Raw genomic sequence first — 18,470 nt, 5'->3', positions numbered from 1 at the left:
ACGGAGAGAACCATGTCGATCGCCATCACACATTCGCCGATACCAACCGAGTCCGCGACCGAGACGCTTGCGCGCCTCACCGGCTGGCACTCGCGAATGCGCGAACAGTTTCCGATCATCACAGCGCACCCCGACCTCGCCTACCTGGACAGTTCCGCCACCGCGCAGAAGCCGCAGGCGGTGTTGGACGCGGTCGGCGACTACCTGGTTACCAGCAATGCAAACGCGGGGCGTGGCACGTACGGATGGGCGAACGCCACTACCGATCTCGTCGACGCGGGACGCGAGTCGGTGCACGAGTTCCTTCACGATGACCGTGCCCACCCCTCGTCGGTCACCTTCGTCGACGGTGCATCGAGCGGATTGCGAAAAGTCGCACAGGACTGGTTGATCCACAACTTGGACGATGGTGACGAGATAATCGTCCCTTTCGCCGACCATCAGGCGAATGCATTGCCCTGGCTCGAGGTCCAGCAGATGCTTGCCGCTCGCGGGCGAACGGTTACGGTCCATCCCCTACCGTACGAGGAAAGCGGCTCGGGCGATTACGACATTGACGCCTTCATGCGCCTCCTCGGTCCTCGGACCAGATTCGTCGCAGCTACCCACGTTCACCACGTCTACGGAAACGACATGAACGTGCACCGTATTCGGAATGCCTGTGGGTCGGATACCGTCATCTGTCTCGATGCCGCGCAGAGCGTCGGCCATATGGACGTCGACGTGTCGACACTCGACGTCGATTTCGTGGTGTTCTCCGGTCACAAGGCGATGGCACTTCCGGGCATTGGCGCGGTGTGGGCGCGGAACGCACGCGGGGCTGCGTTCGAATCCGCCGGATGGCCCGGCTCTCCCAACACCACCGGAATAGTCTCGCTGCGAGCAGCTTTCGAGTGGTTGAACGCGGCCGGTCTGCAGAAGGTGCACGCGTGGACGTCGTCACTGGGGGCAGTACTGACCGACGGGCTTTCCCGTCTCGACTCCTACGAGGTGCTCGGTTGTCAGTCGAGTCTGACCCTTGATTCGCAGGTTCAACGCAGGTTGGGCACCGTCACATTTCGTCATCGCGACGTGTCGTCGAACGATCTGGGCTTCGTGCTGGACAGTCGCGGCTTCATGGTTCGAGCCGACGGGCATTGCCAGGCCCGTGCCGGTGAGGACTCGGCGTCTGTGCGTGTCAGCCTGCATGTCTACAACACAGAGGACGAGGTCGATCGTCTTCTCGGCGTACTTACCGAATTGGATGGTGCAGCATGACCCGAACAGTCGTGATGGTCGATCTGTACGCACCGACCATGCGTCTTGCGCAGGCATACCTCGATCGCGGGTTCGACGTGGTCCAGTTGCAGAGCACGCCGGAGGTGCCACCGGTCTATCGGGGGTTCGATGGGGTTGGTCTGTCCGGGCGGATCGTTCACGGTGGGGGAGCGTACGACAGCGACGATCTCGAGCGCACGATCGAATTGGTTGCCGCGCTGAACCCGGTCGCGGTCACCACCGGTGGCGAAACCGGTGTCGAACTGGCTGACCTGATCTCCGAGCGCCTTGGACTGGCCACCAACGGTAGTGCGCTGAGCAGCGTGCGACGGGACAAGTTCGCGATGATAGAGCGGTTGCGCAGCCACGGACTGCGCGCCACCGCGCAATTGCTCGTGCCCGACGTCGAGACGCTGAGATGCTGGCACGAGAGTGTCGGTGGGCGTGTCGTGATCAAACCGACCCGTAGCGCCGGGAACGACGGCGTTCAGTTCTGCGCGGATTCGTCGGAATCGGTCGCGGCGTACCGGCAAATCGTGCACCGGCAGAACATTTTCGGCGTAACGAACGAGGGGGTCGTAGCCCAGCAGTTCCTCGTCGGTGGCGAGTACGTCGTGAACACCGTCAGTTCCCGGGGTGCGCACCGTGTCACCGACATGTGGAAATACGTGAAGATGTCCGCCAACGGGGTATCCGACCGGGTCGGTGCCGCGGTGTCCGTACCCGGCGACGATTCGCGCCGTGCAGCATTGGTGGACTACGCGACATCCGTGCTCGATGCCCTCGGTATCGAACACGGACCCGCGCACCTGGAAATCATGATGACTCCGGACGGCCCCTGCCTCGTCGAGATCGGAGCAAGGCTGTGCGGCGCCGACACCGCTCGATACGCGGAAATCGCACGAGGAGAGTCGCAGATCGACTGGACCGTCACGGCGTTCACCGATCCGGATGAGTTCGCCCGCGAACACACCCGCCCGGCCGTCGACCGATCGCACGCCGCCATGGTGTTCTCTACCTCCCCGTACGAGGGAACACTGCGCAGCTATCCGAAGCTCGACCAGGTACTCGCCCTGCCGAGCTATGTCGATCACCAGCTGGTCGTCCCACCGGGCGGACAACTGCAGCGCACGGTGTCCGACGTGACGGAACCCATGATGATCGGACTGTCTCATCCGGTCCGAGACGTTCTCGAACGTGACCTGACGACCGTGCTGTTTCTCGACGGTGATGGGTTCTACGACGTGGCGGCCGAGCCGGATGCCACAGCGGTGGGTGCGCCTTGACCGGTGTGCACGTGGTGGTCGTTCACCGGTGGCGAGCACCGTATGCGCTGTACGCGAACTACATCGATCACACTCGTCATCGGGTGTCGTACGTCACGAGTGAAGTAGGACGGGAGTCGATTCCCACACTCGCCGCCGGAATCGAGACGGTGTCCGAAACCGACTCGCTGGCGCAGGTACGACCCGCAGTGGCACGGCTTGCCGGTCGGTTCGGCGCACCGGCCGCCATCGTTGCCTTGAAGGAGGACGACCTTCTCAATGTTGCGCAATTGAACGCGGAGTACGAGCTGTCCGGTCGCCGGCCAGAAGATCTCGGGGTTTTCCGTGACAAGCTGACGATGGCTCGGGCGATCGACAGTGCAGGCCTGCTGCAACCACGGTTCGGATCGGCCTCCACGGTCGACGACGTCGTCGCATTCGGTACTCGCCACGGGTGGCCGGTGGTGGTCAAACCGCGCCTCGGCAGTTCGAGTGAGGGCGTGCAGGTCTGGTGCAGCGACGCCGTAGACCCGAGCTGGCGACCCGGTTCCGATGGTGCCATCGTCCAGACGTTCGTCGACGGGACCCTTCTTCACGTCGACGGGGTGTTCGACGGACGCACAGTAGGGCCGTTGCGGGTCTCGAAATACCTCGGTACGCCTCTGGGGTTTCGAAGCGGCGGCTGGGTCGGTTCGGTCGAGATCGACGACCCCGCGGTCAGGACCGTTGTCGAGTCGTACGCCCAGAAGACGCTGACTGCGCTCGCAGACCGGCCGACGGTGTTTCACCTCGAGGTGTTCCTGAAGTTCGACGAAGCGGGAGACCCGTACTGCGTCTTCGTCGAGATCGCTGCGCGTGCGGGAGGCGCGGAAATACCGTTCCTGTGGCGAGAGGTACACGGCTACGACCTGGTCGGCGAGGCGTTTCGTCTCGCTCTTGGTGCGGTCGGGGACTTTCATGTCCCAACGGAGGTCTCGGCGCCCACGACCGACGATTGCGCCGGTCTGTTGCTCTTTCCGGCACCGGCGCGAAGGCCGTGTCGCATCACGTCTGTGAGAACTGTTCTGGGTACCGCTTCGGCCCCGTCGGAGCTCTACGCCGAGGAAACCCTTGCGGTCGGGGAGGTCGTGTCCGATGCCCCCGCATACTACGAACACGTCGGGGGCCGATTCCGCTTCCGCGGTCGATCAACGGAGGCGGTCGAAGCGGCCGTCAGATCCGTTGCGCAAAAGTTTTCGGTATCCGCCAGTCACGTGGACGCGCTCGGCCGTGACGAACTCGGCGACCAGGAACTCGATGTGAAGGATTTCGTATGAGGAAGTATTCGAGGCTGTGGCATCTGCCCGGCGCACCGATGTTGATCATCGGTGGAACCGCTGCGAGGATCGGCCACGGTGTCACGATCATCGCATGGTTGCTGTTGATCAGGGAGATCGACGGGAACTACGCGACAGCAGGCCTGGTAAGTGGTGCGATCTCGCTCGCCACCGCGTTCGCTGCGCCGGTAGCGGGCCGTCTGGTCGATCGATATGCCGCAGCTCGAATCGTTCCCGTGTATGCCGTTGGGTACTCGCTTGCGCAAGCGGCGTTGCTGATCGCGGTACTGCAGGATGCCGGCGTCTCCCTCTTGCTGCCGTTGGCGGTACTCACCGGAGCCCTGTTTCCACCGATGTCCCCGACGCTACGGTCGGCCTGGTCGCACGTGACCCGCCCCGAGGGAGAGCATTCGGCTCTGCGCACAACCGCCATGGCTGCAGAATCGGCAGTGTTCGAACTCGTGTTCGTTCTCGGACCTCTGATCATGTCGATGTTCATCGTGCTGGCCGATTACACGACCACGGATCCGACCGTCTACGGCGCCGGAGCGGCGATTACCTTCGCGACGGTCACCACGCTCGTGGGCACGATAGTGGTGTGTCGGGGAAGGCTCATTCAGTCTCTGGGCACCGAGGTAGCTTCCGACAAGACGATTGGCGTGGGGCCGTTGGGGTTCCCGGCCTTCTTGTTGTTGCTCACGGTGACCGCGGGAGTTGCGTTCTCCTTCGGAGCCTCCCCGGTCGCCATTGCAGCGTTCGCCACCGCCGGCGGGGAGGTGTCGGGAGGAGTGACCGCGGGTGTCCTGATCGCAGTCTGGAGTGTGGGGAGCGCTGCGGGGGGAGTCGTGTACGGCGCGCTCCCGCTGCCGCTCGCCGATACTGCCGGGACCCTGACGAAGCGGCTGCTCGTTCTACTCGTGGGTCTGACGATCGGATACGCCGCCTGGAACATCGCGGGAAGTTCGATCCAACTGTCCGTTGTCCTCGTGGCCACTGGAGCCGTCATCGCACCCGCAGTGACCGTTCTGGCAGAACTGGTCGCGTCCACGGTGCCCGCGTCGATGATCACCGAGAGCTATACATGGTTCACTTGTGTCAACATGTCCCTTGCAGCGGCCGGGGCGGCCGTGGCCGGACCGGTGGTCGACGGACCGAACGGTCCGGCGCTGGGCTTCTGGCTGTGTGCTGCGGCGACGGCAGCGGCCATCGTTGCGGCGGCCGCGACAGGCGCGCTGACGGTCAAGCGAGCGGCGGTGTCCGCGTGAGCGTTCCGGGTTCTATCGATGCGGAGACCGCACGTCATTGGTATCAGCGCTGGGAGAGTCAACAACAGCAATACGCCGGTGACCGAGAAGAGCGGTTCGAGGCTGTTCTCGATGTTGTGGCGGCGGTGTGTGTTCGGCCGCGTGTCATCGTCGATCTGGGTAGTGGACCTGGATCGCTGGCCACCCGAGCGGCTCGTCGCTTCCCGGACGCGACCGTCGTCGCTGTCGATCACGATCCGTTTCTGACATCCCTGGGAGTGTCCGCACATCCAGAGCTCGATTTCGTGTCGGTGTCGATCGGTGCAGTTGGGTGGACGGGCGCGCTCGAGCGGTACGCGGGGCGCGTGGACGCCATTGTGTCGAGTACCGCGCTGCACTATCCGCCGCCTGACGTCCTGGCCGCGATCTATCGTGATTGTGCAGGTCTGCTCGACCAACGGGCAGTGCTGGTCAATGCCGATCAGTTCTACCCGGGGGACGAGGGGTGGAACTCGACACTGTCGGGCATCGACGATGTTCGCCGTGCGCGCAACGGGTCTACCCCTTCGGAGGACTGGGCGCAGTGGTGGCGTGCAGTAGATTCCGAGCCGGCGTTCGCAGACTCGTTAGCGTGCCGAGCAGCCACGCTGCCCGTTCACGAGGGGGACAACCTCCTCTCGTGCGACGATCACATCGCCTTGATGCTCCGAGCCGGTTTCGCCGTTGCAGGTACCGTCTGGCAACACGGCCGCAGCGCGGTGGTCGCCGGAGTGCCGGAGACTGGACGATCCTTCCGATAGTCGTGCGAAGAGTCCCACGAAGCCCACCTCGTTTCGAGAGCGGCCCGTCGCGGCGTGAGTGGCTATCGTCGTGGCATGACCTCGACGACTCCTGTCCTTCGCGGATATCTCAGTGACAACGCGGCCGGTGCCTCTCCCGAGATCCTCGCGGCTGTGTCGGATGCGTCGAGTGGTCCCGCGGCACCGTACGGAAACGATGCGTTGTCCGTTGAGGTTGCCGAGCAGTTTTCGGCGGTGTTCGAGACGGCTGTCGAGGTTTTTCCGGTGAGCACGGGGTCCGCCGCGAACGCGCTGGGGCTCGCTTCGCTGACCCCGCCGTGGGGAAGCATCCTCGCTCATACCGACGCCCACATCGGATCGGACGAGGCAGGAGCGCCGGAGTTCTTCACCAATGGCGCCAAGATCGTTCACTTGGGCGGAGTTCATTCGAAGATCGATCCGGACCTGCTTCGCGCCGGCGTCGAACGCAAGAGAGGCGACGTGCACAGTGTGCAACCATCCGTCGTCAGCATCACTCAAGCCACCGAGGCGGGCAGTGTCTACACCCTCGACGAACTACGGGAGCTGGCCGACATCGCGCACGGTGCAGGACTTCGAGTTCACATGGACGGTGCCCGTTTCGCCAACGCGCTCGTTGCGCTGGACACCACACCCGCCGAGATGACCTGGCGTCTGGGTGTGGACGTTCTGTCGTTCGGGGCCACGAAGAACGGAGCGATGACGGCCGATGCGATCGTGTCCTTCGATCCGTCGCTGACCGAGGAACTGGCGTACCGCCACAAGCGCGGTGGGCAGTTGACGTCGAAGATGCGATTCCAAAACGCCCAGCTCGGCGCCTACCTCACCGATGACGTGTGGTTGCGTAACGCACGCCACGCCAACGCAATGGCAGCGAGGATGCGTGACGGACTGCGTGAGATTCTCGGGGTGGAGGTGCTCGGCGACACGCGAGCGAACATCCTGTTCTGCCGTTTCCCTGCCGACTTGGTCACTGCACTTCGCGAAGCCGGATACGGCTTCTACGGAAACAGGTGGGAGACGGACGTGGTTCGGCTGGTGACGAGTTTCGTTCACTCCGCCGAGGATATCGACGACTTCTTGGCTGCCGGACGCAGATTCACGGCTCACGCCCTATGACGGGCTCGTCTGCGTGGCCTGCGAATACGGCCGGGCTGCTGCGGTTGCCGTCCGGACGTGTGGTTCGGGGTCGAGGATTGCGAAACCCGCTGCCGGACGGAGCGTTACCCGACTTCGGGGTATACCTGACAGGTAAGGCCCCGTCGGCGCTCGCGTGGGAGCAACGATGGGTCCGATGGCCGGACTTCTGGTTGCCTGCGGATCGGGGCGCTCTGCGTTCCGTACTCGAGGAAGCTCTCGAACGTTCGGAACGTGACCGTATCGAATTTGCCTGTGGTGGCGGGTACGGCCGAACCGGTACCGCCCTTGCCTGCCTTGCGGTACTCGACGGGATCCCCAAGGCGAACGCCGTCGCTTACGTGCGTGAACACTATTCGCCTCGTGCGGTGGAGATGCCGTGGCAACACCGCTTCGTGAAGTCCTTCCCCCTGTGAGTGGTCAGCGAGTCCCAGGACTCGCTGACCACTCACGGACATTGGGTGTCCGCAATTGCCCCTAACCTGGGTTCATGGACATTCGATGGAACGACGAACTGGTCGATCAGCTCGAGTGGCACTGGCGGCATCAACTGCGCGAGCGCTTGTCCGGTCTGACCGACGACGAATACTTCTGGGAGCCGGTGGACAACTCGTGGAGCATTCGACCGCGGGGGACGTCCAAGGCACAGATCCAAGCGGGTGCGGGGGACTGGACGATCGAATTCGCCTTTCCCGAACCCTCGCCGGCCCCCGTCACGACCATTGCCTGGCGGCTGGGACACATCGTGGTCGGGGTCTTCGGGGCTCGCAACGCCTCGCATTTCGGCGGGCCGCCGATGGACTACGAATCTTTCGAGTACGCGGGCACGGCCGAAGAAGCATTGCTGCAGCTAGACGAGCAGTACGCAGCCTGGATCTCCGGAGTGAGGTCGTTGGGCGAAGACGGATTGTCGCGCCCCTGTGGCAGTGCCGAGGGGCCGTTCGCGGATGCGCCTTTGGCAAAGCTGGTCCTGCACATCAACCGCGAAATGATCCATCACGGTGCGGAGATCGCGCTGCTGCGCGACCTGTATGTCAACCGTGAGCGCCCAACTCGATGAGCAGAACGCCGGCGGCGATGAGTGCGATGCCTGCACCCATCGTCTTGGTGAGGGGGTCGCGGAAGATGAAGCATGCTGCGATCGCGGTGAGAGCGACACCGGTCGCCGCCCAGATGCCGTAGGCGACGCCGACCGCCATACCGGCGCCCAGAGCCAAGGCGAGAAAACCGAATGAGACGAGGTAACCGAGCACGATCACGGGTGCCCATCGTTTGTCCCTCAGCCCGTCGGATTGGCGAAGTGACAGGGTGGCACCCAGTTCGCACCCGATCGCGCACAGCAGATAGAACCAGCTCATCGGCGTACTCGTTCCCGCTCCCTCGGCTGCGCCTTCTGCGAGCCGACTTCGACGAGGAGAACCCCCGACGCAACGATGGCGATTCCGAGACCCATCACCGTGGTGAATGGTTCGTCGAACAGAACTCTTGCGAGAACCGCCGTGAGCGCGACGCCACTGGCACCCCAGATTCCGTAGGCGACACCGATCGGCGCACCCTCACGCAGGACTGCGGCAAGAAAGCCGAACGACACGACGTAGCCGATGGCGACCGCGACGACCCACAGCGAGTTGTCCAGCGACGCACGCAATGCGAGTGTCCCGGACACCTCGAACACGATCGCACCCACCAGGAACAGCCATTTACGCATCGACGTCGCAGGTTACTCGGGGCCGAGTGGGTAGTCGAGGGCCGGACGCTCGCCACGACGTAGCCATCGTCCGGGCAAGCGCCCGGCGAGATCGCCGAGTGGGCCGACAGCAGAACTGAGAATTCCCACCGTCTCCTGCAGGAGGTCGATGCTCGAGCTCATGCGTTCGATGTTCGGTGCCAGGGAAGTGAGCGTTTCCGACAGGGCGACGATCTGGTCCAGAGGTCCGTCCTTGGCGATGAGCCGTTCGAGGGCGCCCTGTTCTGCGAGGAGGGTGTCGAGAAGGCCGTCCTCGGCGAGCGCACGATCGACGATTCCGCCCTGCGCCGTGAGCCTCTCCACGGCTCCGTCCTCGGCGGTGAGCCGTTCGAGTGGACCGTCGGCAGCGGTCAGGCGGTCGAGCAGTCCACCGGGTGCGAGAAGTCGTTCGAGCGCCCCGTCCTCGGCCAACACCCGGTCGAGGGGCCCGCCGGGGGCAAGTACCCGTTCGAGTGGTCCACCTGGTTCGAGTAGTCGTTCGAGGGTCCCGTCGGGAGCCGTGAGTCGGTCGACGGGTCCTCCGGGTGCCAGCAGTCGGTCGAGTGGACCGCCCGGGGCCATGGCCTGGCCGAGCGGCCGATCACCTGCGGTCAGCGAGGACAGCTGCTGAATCATCTGCAGCGGATTTCCGGATGCCCCCGACGGCATCCCCACACCGGCAACAGCGTTGCTGGTGGACACCGCTCCTCTGATGGTCGTCAGCGTCACCTCGGCGACGCCGAGACCTGCCTCGGCAGCGGTGAGCCCGATTCGCAGTGGCGCGAAAGCCAAGGAGACGAGATTCATGCGATAACTGTAACCCGTGACACACATGAACCCCTGTGAGTGGTTGACGAGTCTCTGGACTCGTCAACCACTCACAGGAGGCGGAGCCGCCTAGGTCAGGACTTTCAGGCCGACGACACAGCCGACGATGCCCAGGATCAGCAGAATTTTGACGAGCGAGGCGGATTCGGCGCCCGTGACCATCGCGTACGCAACGGTGATCGACGCCCCGATGCCCACCCAGATGGCGTAGGAAGTGCCGGTGGGCAGTGTGCGCATTGCATACGCAAGCCCCGCCATCGACAACAGGAGTCCCACGCAGAACGTGATGGAAGGCGCGAGTTTGCTGAAACCTTCGGATTTGCCGAGCGCGGTCGCCCAGACCGCCTCGAGAACACCGGAAACGACGAGAACCAGCCATGCCATGAGGAACACTCCTGCACCGTCTTTTCGCTGGCCGGGTACGGTGCGCTCGTCCGGGTGTCCATTCGACCTCGCCAGGTTAGCAAAGTGGGAAAGACGTTTCCGGCTACCGGCTGCCTTGTCGAAGGGCTGCGGTGACGGAGCTGAACATGGTGGTCTTGATCGCCCCGGGTGTTCCGCGATCCTTCCCTGCGATCGGTGACAGTCGGTCCACGGCGGCCGACACCAGCTCGCTCTCCGCGGCGACACCGTCGACCAGTGCATCGGATGCGCCGAAGCGGTGTCCGGTCGTCATGGCCTTCATCGCCGCTCGGGGGCGACAGGTCGGCCTGGATCAGGGCCGCCATGCCGGGAGTGAAGAGGTGTTGATGTCCACCTCGGGGAAGCAATAGTAGCCGCGGTCCTCACACATGTATCGGTAGTCGTGGGCGATGGCCGGCATGGCTCTGGCACCGAAGGTGTGGCCCTTCACCGCGGCGACTGTGGGAAGCGGAAAGGTGAGGACTCGGTCGAACAACTCCTGGACCCGACCGACGTACCACTCCGCGCGATCACCGTTGGACATCAGCCAGTCCAGATCCAAGCCGCGGAGTAGAACTTTCCCGCGCCGACGGCGATCAATCCGCGTGCCGAGGTCTCGATCTCGTTCAGGTGGGCGTCCACCGTGTCGAGCCATTCCGGCGAGAAGCGGTTCTCGTCGTTTCCGAGTGTCAGGACGGCGAAATCGTCGCGGTATTCCAGAGTTGCGGTCATGGGGATCTTCCTTTCACCGGCCGCTTGTAGCCGCGGGTCGTGATGGCTCGAGTGGTGGGATCGCCAGCACCGCACGTACGGCGCCGGCGAGACGGTCGCGAACCAGTGGTTCGGGCACCCGGTCGCCTCTCAACAGCAGGGCAGTGGGTAGTTCGACGACGCAGTCCCTGATCACCGATACGGCTTCTCGATCCGCTCGGCCCCACATGGATTTCGACAGTCGTACGAGTGGCTCGACAGCCGAATTGTCAAGTCGGAGAAGGTCCCTTGCGATGCCGTCGGGAATGTCGTTGGTGCCGAGTAGTTCGTCTCGGCGTACGGAGAGCAGGAACCGGGGATTCGAGCAAGAAGCTGGCCGTGGGTATGTCACCACCCGCGGCGTCGACCGCTTCGTTCTGAATCGACAGAAACCGCCTTGCTGCCCGCAGCCAGACCTTTCCGACCAGCCCTCCACGGGATCCGAAAGCGTGATAAATCGCTCCGTTGGACACCGAGGTGCGATCCGACAGGGTGCGGACGGTCACCGCAGCGGCACCGGACTCGACCGCCAGTTGTTCGGCAGCGTCCATCAGCTGTTCGAGGTCGTGAACACGTGGCCTTGGCGTGGAACGAACATGGCAGAGCAGGTGCTCTGTTATTTATCGGCCCAGGTCGGAGTTCACAGGAACCTTCCAGCGAATGTGCAGCCTGGCCCCAGCGCGCTACGTGATGATGGTGGAGTGACACACGCGAACCCTGCAGACCGCACAGCCGAGGCGCGCATCCTGGTGGTCGACGACGAGCCGAACATCGTGGAACTGCTTGCGGTCAGCCTGAGATTCCAAGGATTCGAGGTCGAAACGGCCTCGACGGGAGCGGAAGGTCTCGACCGGGCCCGATCGTTTCGCCCTGACGCGCTGATTCTCGATGTGATGATGCCCGGAATGGACGGGTTCGGCCTGATCGGACGGCTGCGCGCGGACGGAGTCGATGCGCCTGTCCTGTTCCTCACTGCGAAGGATGCGGTCGAGGACAAAGTCACGGGATTGACGCTGGGTGCGGACGATTACGTGACCAAGCCCTTCAGCCTCGAAGAGGTGGTTGCGAGGTTGCGAGTGATTCTGCGCCGGTCCGGGAAAGTGCCGGACGACAAGCGGTCGGCGCGGGTGACCTTCGCGGACATCGAACTCGACGACGACACCCGGGAGGTGTGGAAGGCCGGTGAGCTGGTTTCGCTTTCACCCACCGAGTTCACGTTGTTGCGGTACTTCATGGTCAACGCGGGGACCGTGCTGAGCAAGCCTCGCATCCTCGATCACGTGTGGAACTACGACTTCGGTGGCGAGGTGGGAGTGGTCGAGTCGTACGTGTCGTATCTGCGTCGCAAGGTCGACACCGGGGATACCCCACTGATCCACACCCTTCGCGGCGTCGGTTACGTCATGCGCGAACCTCGGCGATGACACGGCTGTGGGTACGTTTTCCGTTGTTGCCGTTGCGCTTTGCGATGGTCGCGACGGTCACGATCCTCGCTGGTTTGGGCTTGTTGGCTTCGGGTACGGCGGTGACGTCGGCGCTCGAGAACTCGTTGACCGAGCGGGTGGATCACTCGTTGTACGACGCAGCTCAGGGCTGGGCGAAACCGCACCCCGAGCGGGATCTGCCTCCGCCGGACACCCCGAGCATCCGCAGGCCACCCAGCCCGTTCTACGTGCGCACGGCCGCGCCGAACGGCACGGTTCTGGTGGAGATCAATGATTACGACGCGACACCGGCACTGCCGTCGACGACTGTCGACGGGCCCACAACCGTCGATTCCACCGGCGATTCCGACGTCCGTTGGCGAATCCTGACTGCGCAGAACCCAGACGGGACCGTCACGACAGTGGGAGTCAACCTCGGCGACAACGACGCCACTGTGTCGCGTCTTGTCGCGTTGCAGTTGGTGATCGGCTCGATCGTCCTGCTGGTCCTGGCGGTCGCCGCGTATGTCCTGGTGCGCCGCAGCCTTCGTCCACTCGTCGAGGTGGAGGAGACGGCCGCCGCCATCGCCTCCGGTGATCTGCACCGGCGGGTACCCGAGCGCGAGAACCGCACCGAGGTCGGGCGCCTCTCGGTGGCGCTCAACGGCATGCTCGCGCAGATCCAGCACGCGTTCGCGGCGACCGCGGCCTCGGAGGAATCGGCTCGACGTTCGGAGGAGAAGATGCGCCGATTCGTCGCGGACGCCAGCCACGAACTGCGCACTCCGCTCACCACGATTCGCGGATTCGCGGAGCTGTATCGACAGGGTGCGGCGTCCGACGTGGACATGTTGATGAGTCGCATCGAGGGTGAGGCGTCCAGAATGGGCCTGTTGGTCGAGGATCTCGTGATGCTCGCCAGGCTCGACGCCGAGCGACCGCTCGACCGCGCACCCGTGGATCTGCTGTCGATCGCTTCCGAAGCTGTGCACGGTGCCCGCGCCCTCGCCCCGCAGCGCACGGTCCGGCTCGAACTCGTGCCCGGCCCCGGCACGCCGCAGGTTCTCGGCGACGAGGCGCGGCTGCGTCAGGTGCTCGGCAACCTGATCGCCAATGCGCTACGGCACACACCCGAAACAGCGAACGTCACCGTCCGTCTCGGAACCACGGCAACCAGTGCGTTTCTCGAAGTCGCGGACACCGGCTCCGGGCTCGGAGAAGAGGATCGCCAGAAGGTGTTCGAGCGCTTCTACCGCACCGACACCTCTCGAAACCGAGAGCGCGGTGGAAGCGGTCTGGGACTCTCCATCGTGGCCGCGCTCGTCGCGGCGCACGAAGGCAGGGTGTCGGTCGAGAGCGAGCTGGGCAAGGGAGCGACGTTCCGGGTCGAACTGCCTCGCACCGACGAATGATTGGGTCAGACGGGGACGTTCGCCCCGTGGCCCTGTTCCCGCAAGGTGGCCTTGATCTTCTCGGCGGCCTCGTCCATCGACTCGGGAGACGGGTCGGTGTCCGCGCCACTGATGTCGAAGTCACCCATGTCGTAGGCAGGGAAGACGTGTACGTGCAGGTGCGGCACTTCGAGTCCGGCGATCAGGAGACCTGCACGGGGAGCATCGAACGCGGGACGCACAGCGCGGCCGAGGGTGCGGGCAACTTCCGTGACCTTGACGAACAGCTCTCCGTCCACGTCCTGCCACTGGTCGACCTCTTTGCGTGGCACGACCAGGGTGTGGCCTTGGGTGACCGGCGCGATGGTGAGGAACGCGACGACGTCCTCGTCCTCCCACACGAACCGGCCCGGAAGATCCCCGTTGATGATTGCGCTGAATACGGAAGCCATGCTCTGAGGATAGGTGCTAACCGAGTTGTTCGGAGACGTCCGCGCCGGCCAGGGTGATGATCATGAGTGGGACGACCTTCGGCGCCGGAATGAAGTAGCGGTTTCGCGATTCCTGTTCGACGATGCGCGCGCCTGTCAACGCCTTCAGATGGTGGTACAGCTGGCCGGCGGACGAGAGTCCCACGGAAACCTGTAGTTCGGCGGCAGCGGCCGGGCCACGAAGCAACGTTCGGACGATCTGCAGTCGGACCGGGTTGCCGAGTGCGGCAAGAACAGTGGTGATTCCACCAGGCGCAAGGTCGAGGGTCGCCGCGGCGTCGTAGCGGATGGTCCAGGCCACGTCGCCGCAGAGGTCGACGGCACCCTGGTAGCCGATCGTGCCGGCCTCGCCGGGCGACGTGTCGGAAGCGGGGGAAGCCGAGTTTCGCTCCTCGAGTGCGTGCACGCGCGCTTCGAGGTCGGCCAGTCGGTCGTCGTGATCGGTCACACCGCGCAACCCAATCGGTCGAATTCGGTGGGATTCGTCATTGCCTGCAGGAGCAGTTGCTGATGGGCGAAACTTGCCGTCGCGGCGGTGTAGTCCTCGGGTGACATGCGGTCGACCAACAGGACCGCGTTGGCGACGGTTCCGTCCGTACGCCGCATCGTCATCGCTTCGGTGAGCACACCGGGGAGACTACCGCCCTTGAATCCGAGGCCCTCGGTTCCCGGCGGTGCAGGCTGCCATTCCAATTGCGCGCGTGCGATTTCCGAGCCCGGACCGAACTCGCCGGTGGCGATGGACCGGTGCAGGGACGACAGTCCCGCGGCCGTGCCGTGGGCGCCGGTCTCGTCCACCCGGTCGTTGGCGAGTTCGAAGTCCTCCGGGACGGCAAGGTTGCTCACCTCTTCGCGGTAGCCGGGGTCGTCGGCGTACCGCTGGGCTGCCGTCTGGAGGGAATCGGAATCGCTGTCGATCTCGGGGTCGAGGATTGCGATCGTGGAACCGAGCATCGTGGGAACCTCGAAGTCGGACCAGCCACCGCGTTCGGCTGCCGCCTGAAAGGCATCGTCACCCAGTCGGTCACGCAGGTAGTCGGGGACCGCGTTGTCACTCTCCTGGATCATCGCCGAGACCATCTGCTCGAGGGTGACGGTCGCGTCCGGCGCACGGATGCCCAGGCGCGCAAGCGCGCGCGGATGGGCATCGCCGTCCGTCCCGGGTAGGTACCAGCGCTCCCATTCCGCGATCGGCACCGCCTCGTTCGGATCGAGTTCGCCACTTGCCACGGCCTGTGCGTAGGCGGCGAGATGAACCACCTTGACGGCCGAAGCCGTGGGTGCGGATTCGTCGACACGGTGTTCCAGCACGGCGCCGCGGCCGTCGTCGACGCGCAGTGCGATGTTCTCGGCGTGCTCGCCGAGGTAGCCGGTCCACCCCTCGGCCGTGTCCACGCCCGGCTGGGGTAGTGGCGCACAGGCGTCGGCTGGGGTCGTGTCTGCATTGCCGCAGGCGACCGCACTTGCGGTGACTGCGAGAAGCATGGAAAGCGCCCTGAGCATGGAAACTCCAAAAGTTCGGAATTACGGAATTGTTGAATCACCGTAGCTTCAGTCGGTCGAGTTGTCGATATCGCCAGCTCCGGGCAATCGGGTGGCGAGCGCGCCGTAGGCTGAGCGTCGTGCGCGTACTCGTTATCGGCTCCGGAGCCCGTGAACATGCCCTCCTTCTGGCCCTCGCTCGTGACCCAGGTGTCAGTGCACTGATGTGCGCTCCCGGTAATGCCGGGATCGCCGAGGTCGCCGAGCAGCACTCGGTCGATGCGTCGTCCGGTGAGGCCGTGACCGCCCTCGCGAAGGAGGTGTCGGCCGACCTCGTCGTGATCGGCCCCGAGGTGCCACTGGTGCTCGGGGTCGCCGACGCCGTTCGAAGCGCCGGGATCGCATGCTTCGGCCCGTCCGCCGACGCCGCCCGGATCGAGGGCTCCAAGGCCTTCGCCAAGGACGTCATGGCAGCAGCCGGAGTCCGCACCGCCCACAGTGAGATCGTGGACAACCCTGCCGAGCTCGACGCGGCGATCGATCGCTTCGGACCCAACTGGGTCGTCAAGGACGACGGGCTCGCCGCAGGCAAGGGTGTCGTTGTCACCACGGATCGCTCGGTTGCACGCGATCACGCGGCCGAACTCCTGGAGAACGGCCACCCTGTCCTTCTCGAGTCCTTCCTCGACGGCCCCGAGGTGTCGCTGTTCTGTCTGGTCGACGGCGAGACCGCCGTACCGCTGCTCCCTGCGCAGGACCATAAGCGCGTCGGCGACGCGGATACGGGCCCCAACACCGGAGGCATGGGGGCATACACCCCGCTCCCGTGGCTGCCCGCAGGTGCCGTCGACGAGATCGTGAACACCGTCGTCAAGCCGGTTGCCGCCGAGCTGGTGAAGCGCGGCAGCTCGTTCTCGGGTCTGCTCTACGCGGGTCTGGCGATGGGAAGCAACGGTCCCGCCGTGGTCGAATTCAACTGCCGTTTCGGCGACCCGGAAACGCAGGCCGTGCTGGCGCTTCTCGAGTCACCGCTCGGCGAGTTGCTGAACGCGACGGCTACCGGAACTCTCGGCGATGTCGGTGAACTGCACTGGCGCAACGGGTCCGCGGTCACGGTCGTGATCGCTGCGGAGAACTACCCGGCGTCTCCGCGTACCGGTGACGTCATCACCGGTTCCGACGCCGAAGGTGTGCTGCACGCGGGAACCAAGGTCGTGGACGGCAAGATTGTCTCCGCCGGCGGGCGCGTGTTGAGTGTTGTCGGCGTGGGGGAGGACCTCACCGCCGCACGTGACGACGCCTACGCCAAGATCGAGGCAATCAAGTTGCCGGGCAGCCACTTCCGTACCGACATCGGATTGGGAGCAGTCGAAGGAAAGATCTCCATCCCGAACTGACCGGTCGTCTTCACCTGGTGGCTGTGCGTGACAGCACGGCCACCAGGAAGTCGGAGCCTTCGGTGAACGGGCGCAGGTCCCAGGTCGAGAGCAACACGTCGGCAGTGAGGCCGGCAGCCTCTGCGTCCGTCAGGAACTCCGCAAACGCGTATCCGCGGTCCGCGCCGAATCCGACCACTGCGCGTCCGGACGCAGCCAAGTGGCGAGCGAACCCCGCGAGGACCTGGACGCGTGTCGACGGGGCCAGGAACGTCACCACGTTGCCCGCGCACACGATGGCATCGAACTCTGCGGCAACTTCTCTCGATGCGAGGTCCAGTTCCGCCAGATCGCCGACGAGCCACGTGGGTCCGGGATGATCGGCCTCGGCCGCCTCGATCAACACCGGGTCGACGTCGACACCGACGACGGTGTGTCCGACGTCGTGCAGGTGGCCACCGACGCGCCCCGGCCCGCAGCCCGCATCGAGCACCCGGCTACCGCGAGAGAGCATCGCGTCCACCAGGCGTGCCTCACCGACGATGTCTGCACCGTCGGCCGACATGGTCCGGAACCGCTCGACATACCGCGTCGAGTGCGTCGGATCGGCGGAGGTGATCTCTTCCCATTTGCTCGGTGTGTGAGTGCTCATCGTTGTCTCCTCCTCGGCCTCGTGGCTGCCTTCCGGTCACGGTATACCCCCGCCGCTGGACTCGTGAGACATGGACCACATACAGCTCGAAAAGAGCACCGCCACAGGCGGAAAGCCGATGAAAGGCATTCACATGGGACTCGTAGCCGGACTTGTCGGAATCGTCGGGACCATGGCTGATTCCGGAGATGCGATCCATGCCACAAAGGAAGCGACTTCGTTGGGTTCGAGAGGCGCCGAATGGCGATGTCGCCGAGCATGATCTTCTCGACGACCTCGTCTTCACCGATCTCATGAATTCGAGCCTGATCGGCAATCTGCTTCTGCATCGAAGGTGCCGAGACATACCCCGGATTGACACAGCTGCTGGTCACGCCATGGCGGCCCCCTTCGAGGACCGTTGTCTTCGAAAGGCCTTCGAGTCCGTGCTTCTCCGTCACATACGCCGATTTGAACGGGATGCGCGGAGTCCGTGAACCGAGGACACGTTGATCGCTCGTCCGAATCCTTTGGCGTACATGTGCGCGCTACATCCAGCGGTTGATGGTGGAGTCGCCGTTCCTGTTGATCCGTGCAGCACTACCTGAACGAACCGCAGTGTCACGAGAAGCGCAGGGGCAAATAGCCGATCTGGTCGAAGGTGGGCAGACATCCCATCAGGAACGTGGCTGCTCCCACCAGGTCCAGGCTGAACTGGAGCAGTTGCTTGCGGCCGAACTTGTGCCCGAAATGGTCGAAGACGATTCCGCCGAGCGGGCGGGCCGCGAAACCGACGGCATAGGTCACGAAAGCGGCGATGATCGCGTCGAGTTCGTTGTCTCCAGCAGCGAAGGACACTTTGCTGAACACGAGCGTGGCAGCCGTGCCGTAGAGGAAGAACTCGTACCACTCGACGACGGTGCCGGCCATCG

Annotated in this window: 19 protein-coding genes, 4 pseudogenes and 1 riboswitch; of the genes and pseudogenes, 11 read left to right on the top strand and 12 right to left on the bottom strand. The window is 64.5% G+C overall.

Annotation, left to right across the window (positions count from 1 at the left end; all coding sequences use genetic code 11):
- Window positions 1–12: 12 nt before the first annotated feature.
- From ACFWO3_RS07600 to ACFWO3_RS07565, 8 genes are all read left to right on the top strand, one after another.
- On the top strand, window positions 13–1,257 hold the full coding sequence (locus ACFWO3_RS07600; RefSeq protein WP_378575629.1) for an aminotransferase class V-fold PLP-dependent enzyme: 1,245 nt from the start codon (window positions 13–15) through the stop codon (window positions 1,255–1,257).
- Window positions 1,254–2,543, top strand: a complete 1,290-nt coding sequence (locus ACFWO3_RS07595; RefSeq protein ID WP_378575626.1) for an ATP-grasp domain-containing protein — start codon at window positions 1,254–1,256, stop codon at window positions 2,541–2,543. The genes ACFWO3_RS07600 and ACFWO3_RS07595 overlap by 4 nt, the downstream gene beginning before the upstream one ends.
- Complete coding sequence (locus ACFWO3_RS07590) at window positions 2,540–3,838, top strand: acetyl-CoA carboxylase biotin carboxylase subunit family protein (protein ID WP_378575623.1); 1,299 nt, start codon at window positions 2,540–2,542, stop codon at window positions 3,836–3,838. Before ACFWO3_RS07595 ends, ACFWO3_RS07590 begins: the two co-directional genes overlap by 4 nt.
- Window positions 3,835–5,103 carry an MFS transporter gene (locus ACFWO3_RS07585; protein ID WP_378575620.1) on the top strand — a complete coding sequence of 423 codons (1,269 nt, stop codon included), beginning with the start codon at window positions 3,835–3,837 and terminating at the stop codon, window positions 5,101–5,103. Before ACFWO3_RS07590 ends, ACFWO3_RS07585 begins: the two co-directional genes overlap by 4 nt.
- On the top strand, window positions 5,100–5,882 hold the full coding sequence (locus tag ACFWO3_RS07580; RefSeq protein WP_378575617.1) for a class I SAM-dependent methyltransferase: 783 nt from the start codon (window positions 5,100–5,102) through the stop codon (window positions 5,880–5,882). Before ACFWO3_RS07585 ends, ACFWO3_RS07580 begins: the two co-directional genes overlap by 4 nt.
- A 75-nt stretch (window positions 5,883–5,957) precedes the next feature.
- Window positions 5,958–7,019, top strand: coding sequence for a threonine aldolase family protein (locus ACFWO3_RS07575; protein WP_378575614.1), 1,062 nt, complete (start codon window positions 5,958–5,960; stop codon window positions 7,017–7,019).
- Window positions 7,016–7,453, top strand: coding sequence for a protein phosphatase (locus tag ACFWO3_RS07570; RefSeq protein WP_378575611.1), 438 nt, complete (start codon window positions 7,016–7,018; stop codon window positions 7,451–7,453). Before ACFWO3_RS07575 ends, ACFWO3_RS07570 begins: the two co-directional genes overlap by 4 nt.
- A gap of 80 nt (window positions 7,454–7,533) precedes the next feature.
- Window positions 7,534–8,097, top strand: coding sequence for a DinB family protein (locus ACFWO3_RS07565; protein ID WP_378575915.1), 564 nt, complete (start codon window positions 7,534–7,536; stop codon window positions 8,095–8,097).
- On the opposite strand, the gene ACFWO3_RS07560 is transcribed toward ACFWO3_RS07565, so the two are convergent.
- From ACFWO3_RS07560 to ACFWO3_RS07535, 6 genes and pseudogenes are all read right to left on the bottom strand, one after another.
- On the bottom strand, window positions 8,072–8,395 hold the full coding sequence (locus ACFWO3_RS07560; RefSeq protein WP_378575608.1) for a DMT family transporter: 324 nt from the start codon (window positions 8,393–8,395) through the stop codon (window positions 8,072–8,074). The genes ACFWO3_RS07565 and ACFWO3_RS07560 overlap by 26 nt on opposite strands.
- On the bottom strand, window positions 8,392–8,745 hold the full coding sequence (locus ACFWO3_RS07555) for a DMT family transporter (RefSeq protein ID WP_378575605.1): 354 nt from the start codon (window positions 8,743–8,745) through the stop codon (window positions 8,392–8,394). The genes ACFWO3_RS07560 and ACFWO3_RS07555 overlap by 4 nt, the downstream gene beginning before the upstream one ends.
- A 12-nt stretch (window positions 8,746–8,757) precedes the next feature.
- On the bottom strand, window positions 8,758–9,570 hold the full coding sequence (locus tag ACFWO3_RS07550) for an ABC transporter (RefSeq protein ID WP_378575602.1): 813 nt from the start codon (window positions 9,568–9,570) through the stop codon (window positions 8,758–8,760).
- Window positions 9,571–9,660: 90 nt separating this feature from the next.
- The gene (locus tag ACFWO3_RS07545) at window positions 9,661–9,975 is read right to left on the bottom strand and encodes a DMT family transporter (protein ID WP_378575599.1); all 315 of its coding nucleotides are present in this window, start codon (window positions 9,973–9,975) and stop codon (window positions 9,661–9,663) included.
- 10 nt (window positions 9,976–9,985) lie between these two features.
- A riboswitch (guanidine-III (ykkC-III) riboswitch) is annotated at window positions 9,986–10,047 on the bottom strand.
- A 31-nt stretch (window positions 10,048–10,078) separates the two neighbouring features.
- Window positions 10,079–10,725: pseudogene (locus tag ACFWO3_RS07540) on the bottom strand (enoyl-CoA hydratase/isomerase family protein).
- Between the two features lie 13 nt (window positions 10,726–10,738).
- Window positions 10,739–11,294: pseudogene (locus ACFWO3_RS07535) on the bottom strand (TetR/AcrR family transcriptional regulator).
- 150 nt (window positions 11,295–11,444) lie between these two features.
- On the opposite strand from ACFWO3_RS07535, the gene ACFWO3_RS07530 reads away from it, so the two are divergent.
- On the top strand, window positions 11,445–12,167 hold the full coding sequence (locus ACFWO3_RS07530) for a response regulator transcription factor (protein ID WP_378575596.1): 723 nt from the start codon (window positions 11,445–11,447) through the stop codon (window positions 12,165–12,167).
- A 44-nt stretch (window positions 12,168–12,211) separates the two neighbouring features.
- Window positions 12,212–13,579, top strand: a complete 1,368-nt coding sequence (locus ACFWO3_RS07525) for a sensor histidine kinase (protein WP_378575913.1) — start codon at window positions 12,212–12,214, stop codon at window positions 13,577–13,579.
- A gap of 5 nt (window positions 13,580–13,584) precedes the next feature.
- Here the strand turns inward: ACFWO3_RS07525 and ACFWO3_RS07520 are convergent, their stop codons facing one another.
- The 3 genes from ACFWO3_RS07520 to ACFWO3_RS07510 are packed head-to-tail and all read right to left on the bottom strand — an operon-like array spanning window position 13,585 to window position 15,552.
- A complete protein-coding gene (locus ACFWO3_RS07520) occupies window positions 13,585–14,010 on the bottom strand; it encodes an HIT family protein (RefSeq protein WP_378575593.1) in 426 nt (141 codons plus the stop codon).
- 16 nt (window positions 14,011–14,026) lie between these two features.
- Window positions 14,027–14,497: an ArsR/SmtB family transcription factor gene (locus tag ACFWO3_RS07515; RefSeq protein WP_378575590.1), complete on the bottom strand. Its 471-nt coding sequence runs from the start codon at window positions 14,495–14,497 to the stop codon at window positions 14,027–14,029.
- Window positions 14,494–15,552: a serine hydrolase gene (locus tag ACFWO3_RS07510; protein WP_378575587.1), complete on the bottom strand. Its 1,059-nt coding sequence runs from the start codon at window positions 15,550–15,552 to the stop codon at window positions 14,494–14,496. The genes ACFWO3_RS07515 and ACFWO3_RS07510 overlap by 4 nt, the downstream gene beginning before the upstream one ends.
- A gap of 119 nt (window positions 15,553–15,671) precedes the next feature.
- On the opposite strand from ACFWO3_RS07510, the gene purD reads away from it, so the two are divergent.
- Window positions 15,672–16,928: a phosphoribosylamine--glycine ligase gene (gene purD / locus ACFWO3_RS07505; RefSeq protein WP_378575584.1), complete on the top strand. Its 1,257-nt coding sequence runs from the start codon at window positions 15,672–15,674 to the stop codon at window positions 16,926–16,928.
- Between the two features lie 10 nt (window positions 16,929–16,938).
- Here purD and ACFWO3_RS07500 read toward each other — a convergent pair whose 3' ends face one another.
- The 3 genes and pseudogenes from ACFWO3_RS07500 to ACFWO3_RS07490 all read right to left on the bottom strand — a co-directional run.
- Window positions 16,939–17,559 (bottom strand): class I SAM-dependent methyltransferase, encoded by a 621-nt coding sequence (locus ACFWO3_RS07500; RefSeq protein WP_378575581.1) that lies wholly within the window; start codon window positions 17,557–17,559, stop codon window positions 16,939–16,941.
- A gap of 129 nt (window positions 17,560–17,688) precedes the next feature.
- A pseudogene (locus ACFWO3_RS07495) lies at window positions 17,689–18,082 on the bottom strand (SDR family oxidoreductase); the annotation flags it as partial.
- Window positions 18,083–18,142: 60 nt separating this feature from the next.
- Window positions 18,143–18,468, bottom strand: a pseudogene (locus ACFWO3_RS07490) (MFS transporter); the annotation flags it as partial.
- Between the last annotated feature and the right edge of the window lie 2 nt (window positions 18,469–18,470).

It is taken from the genome of Rhodococcus sp. NPDC058521 (assembly GCF_042719695.1).
In the GTDB taxonomy this organism is placed as follows: Bacteria; Actinomycetota; Actinomycetes; order Mycobacteriales; family Mycobacteriaceae; genus Rhodococcus_F.
This window is presented reverse-complemented; position numbering and strand designations above follow the sequence as displayed.

Coding starts and splice junctions, on each gene's coding strand:
- ACFWO3_RS07525 (WP_378575913.1), top strand. CDS start 12,212: ATGGTCGCGACGGTCACGATCCTCGCTGGTTTGGGCTTGTTGGCTTCG.
- ACFWO3_RS07555 (WP_378575605.1), bottom strand. CDS start 8,745: ATGCGTAAATGGCTGTTCCTGGTGGGTGCGATCGTGTTCGAGGTGTCC.
- ACFWO3_RS07575 (WP_378575614.1), top strand. CDS start 5,958: ATGACCTCGACGACTCCTGTCCTTCGCGGATATCTCAGTGACAACGCG.
- ACFWO3_RS07600 (WP_378575629.1), top strand. CDS start 13: ATGTCGATCGCCATCACACATTCGCCGATACCAACCGAGTCCGCGACC.
- ACFWO3_RS07510 (WP_378575587.1), bottom strand. CDS start 15,552: ATGCTCAGGGCGCTTTCCATGCTTCTCGCAGTCACCGCAAGTGCGGTC.
- ACFWO3_RS07550 (WP_378575602.1), bottom strand. CDS start 9,570: ATGAATCTCGTCTCCTTGGCTTTCGCGCCACTGCGAATCGGGCTCACC.
- ACFWO3_RS07585 (WP_378575620.1), top strand. CDS start 3,835: ATGAGGAAGTATTCGAGGCTGTGGCATCTGCCCGGCGCACCGATGTTG.
- ACFWO3_RS07545 (WP_378575599.1), bottom strand. CDS start 9,975: ATGGCATGGCTGGTTCTCGTCGTTTCCGGTGTTCTCGAGGCGGTCTGG.
- ACFWO3_RS07570 (WP_378575611.1), top strand. CDS start 7,016: ATGACGGGCTCGTCTGCGTGGCCTGCGAATACGGCCGGGCTGCTGCGG.
- ACFWO3_RS07500 (WP_378575581.1), bottom strand. CDS start 17,559: ATGAGCACTCACACACCGAGCAAATGGGAAGAGATCACCTCCGCCGAT.
- ACFWO3_RS07595 (WP_378575626.1), top strand. CDS start 1,254: ATGACCCGAACAGTCGTGATGGTCGATCTGTACGCACCGACCATGCGT.
- ACFWO3_RS07560 (WP_378575608.1), bottom strand. CDS start 8,395: ATGAGCTGGTTCTATCTGCTGTGCGCGATCGGGTGCGAACTGGGTGCC.
- ACFWO3_RS07520 (WP_378575593.1), bottom strand. CDS start 14,010: ATGGCTTCCGTATTCAGCGCAATCATCAACGGGGATCTTCCGGGCCGG.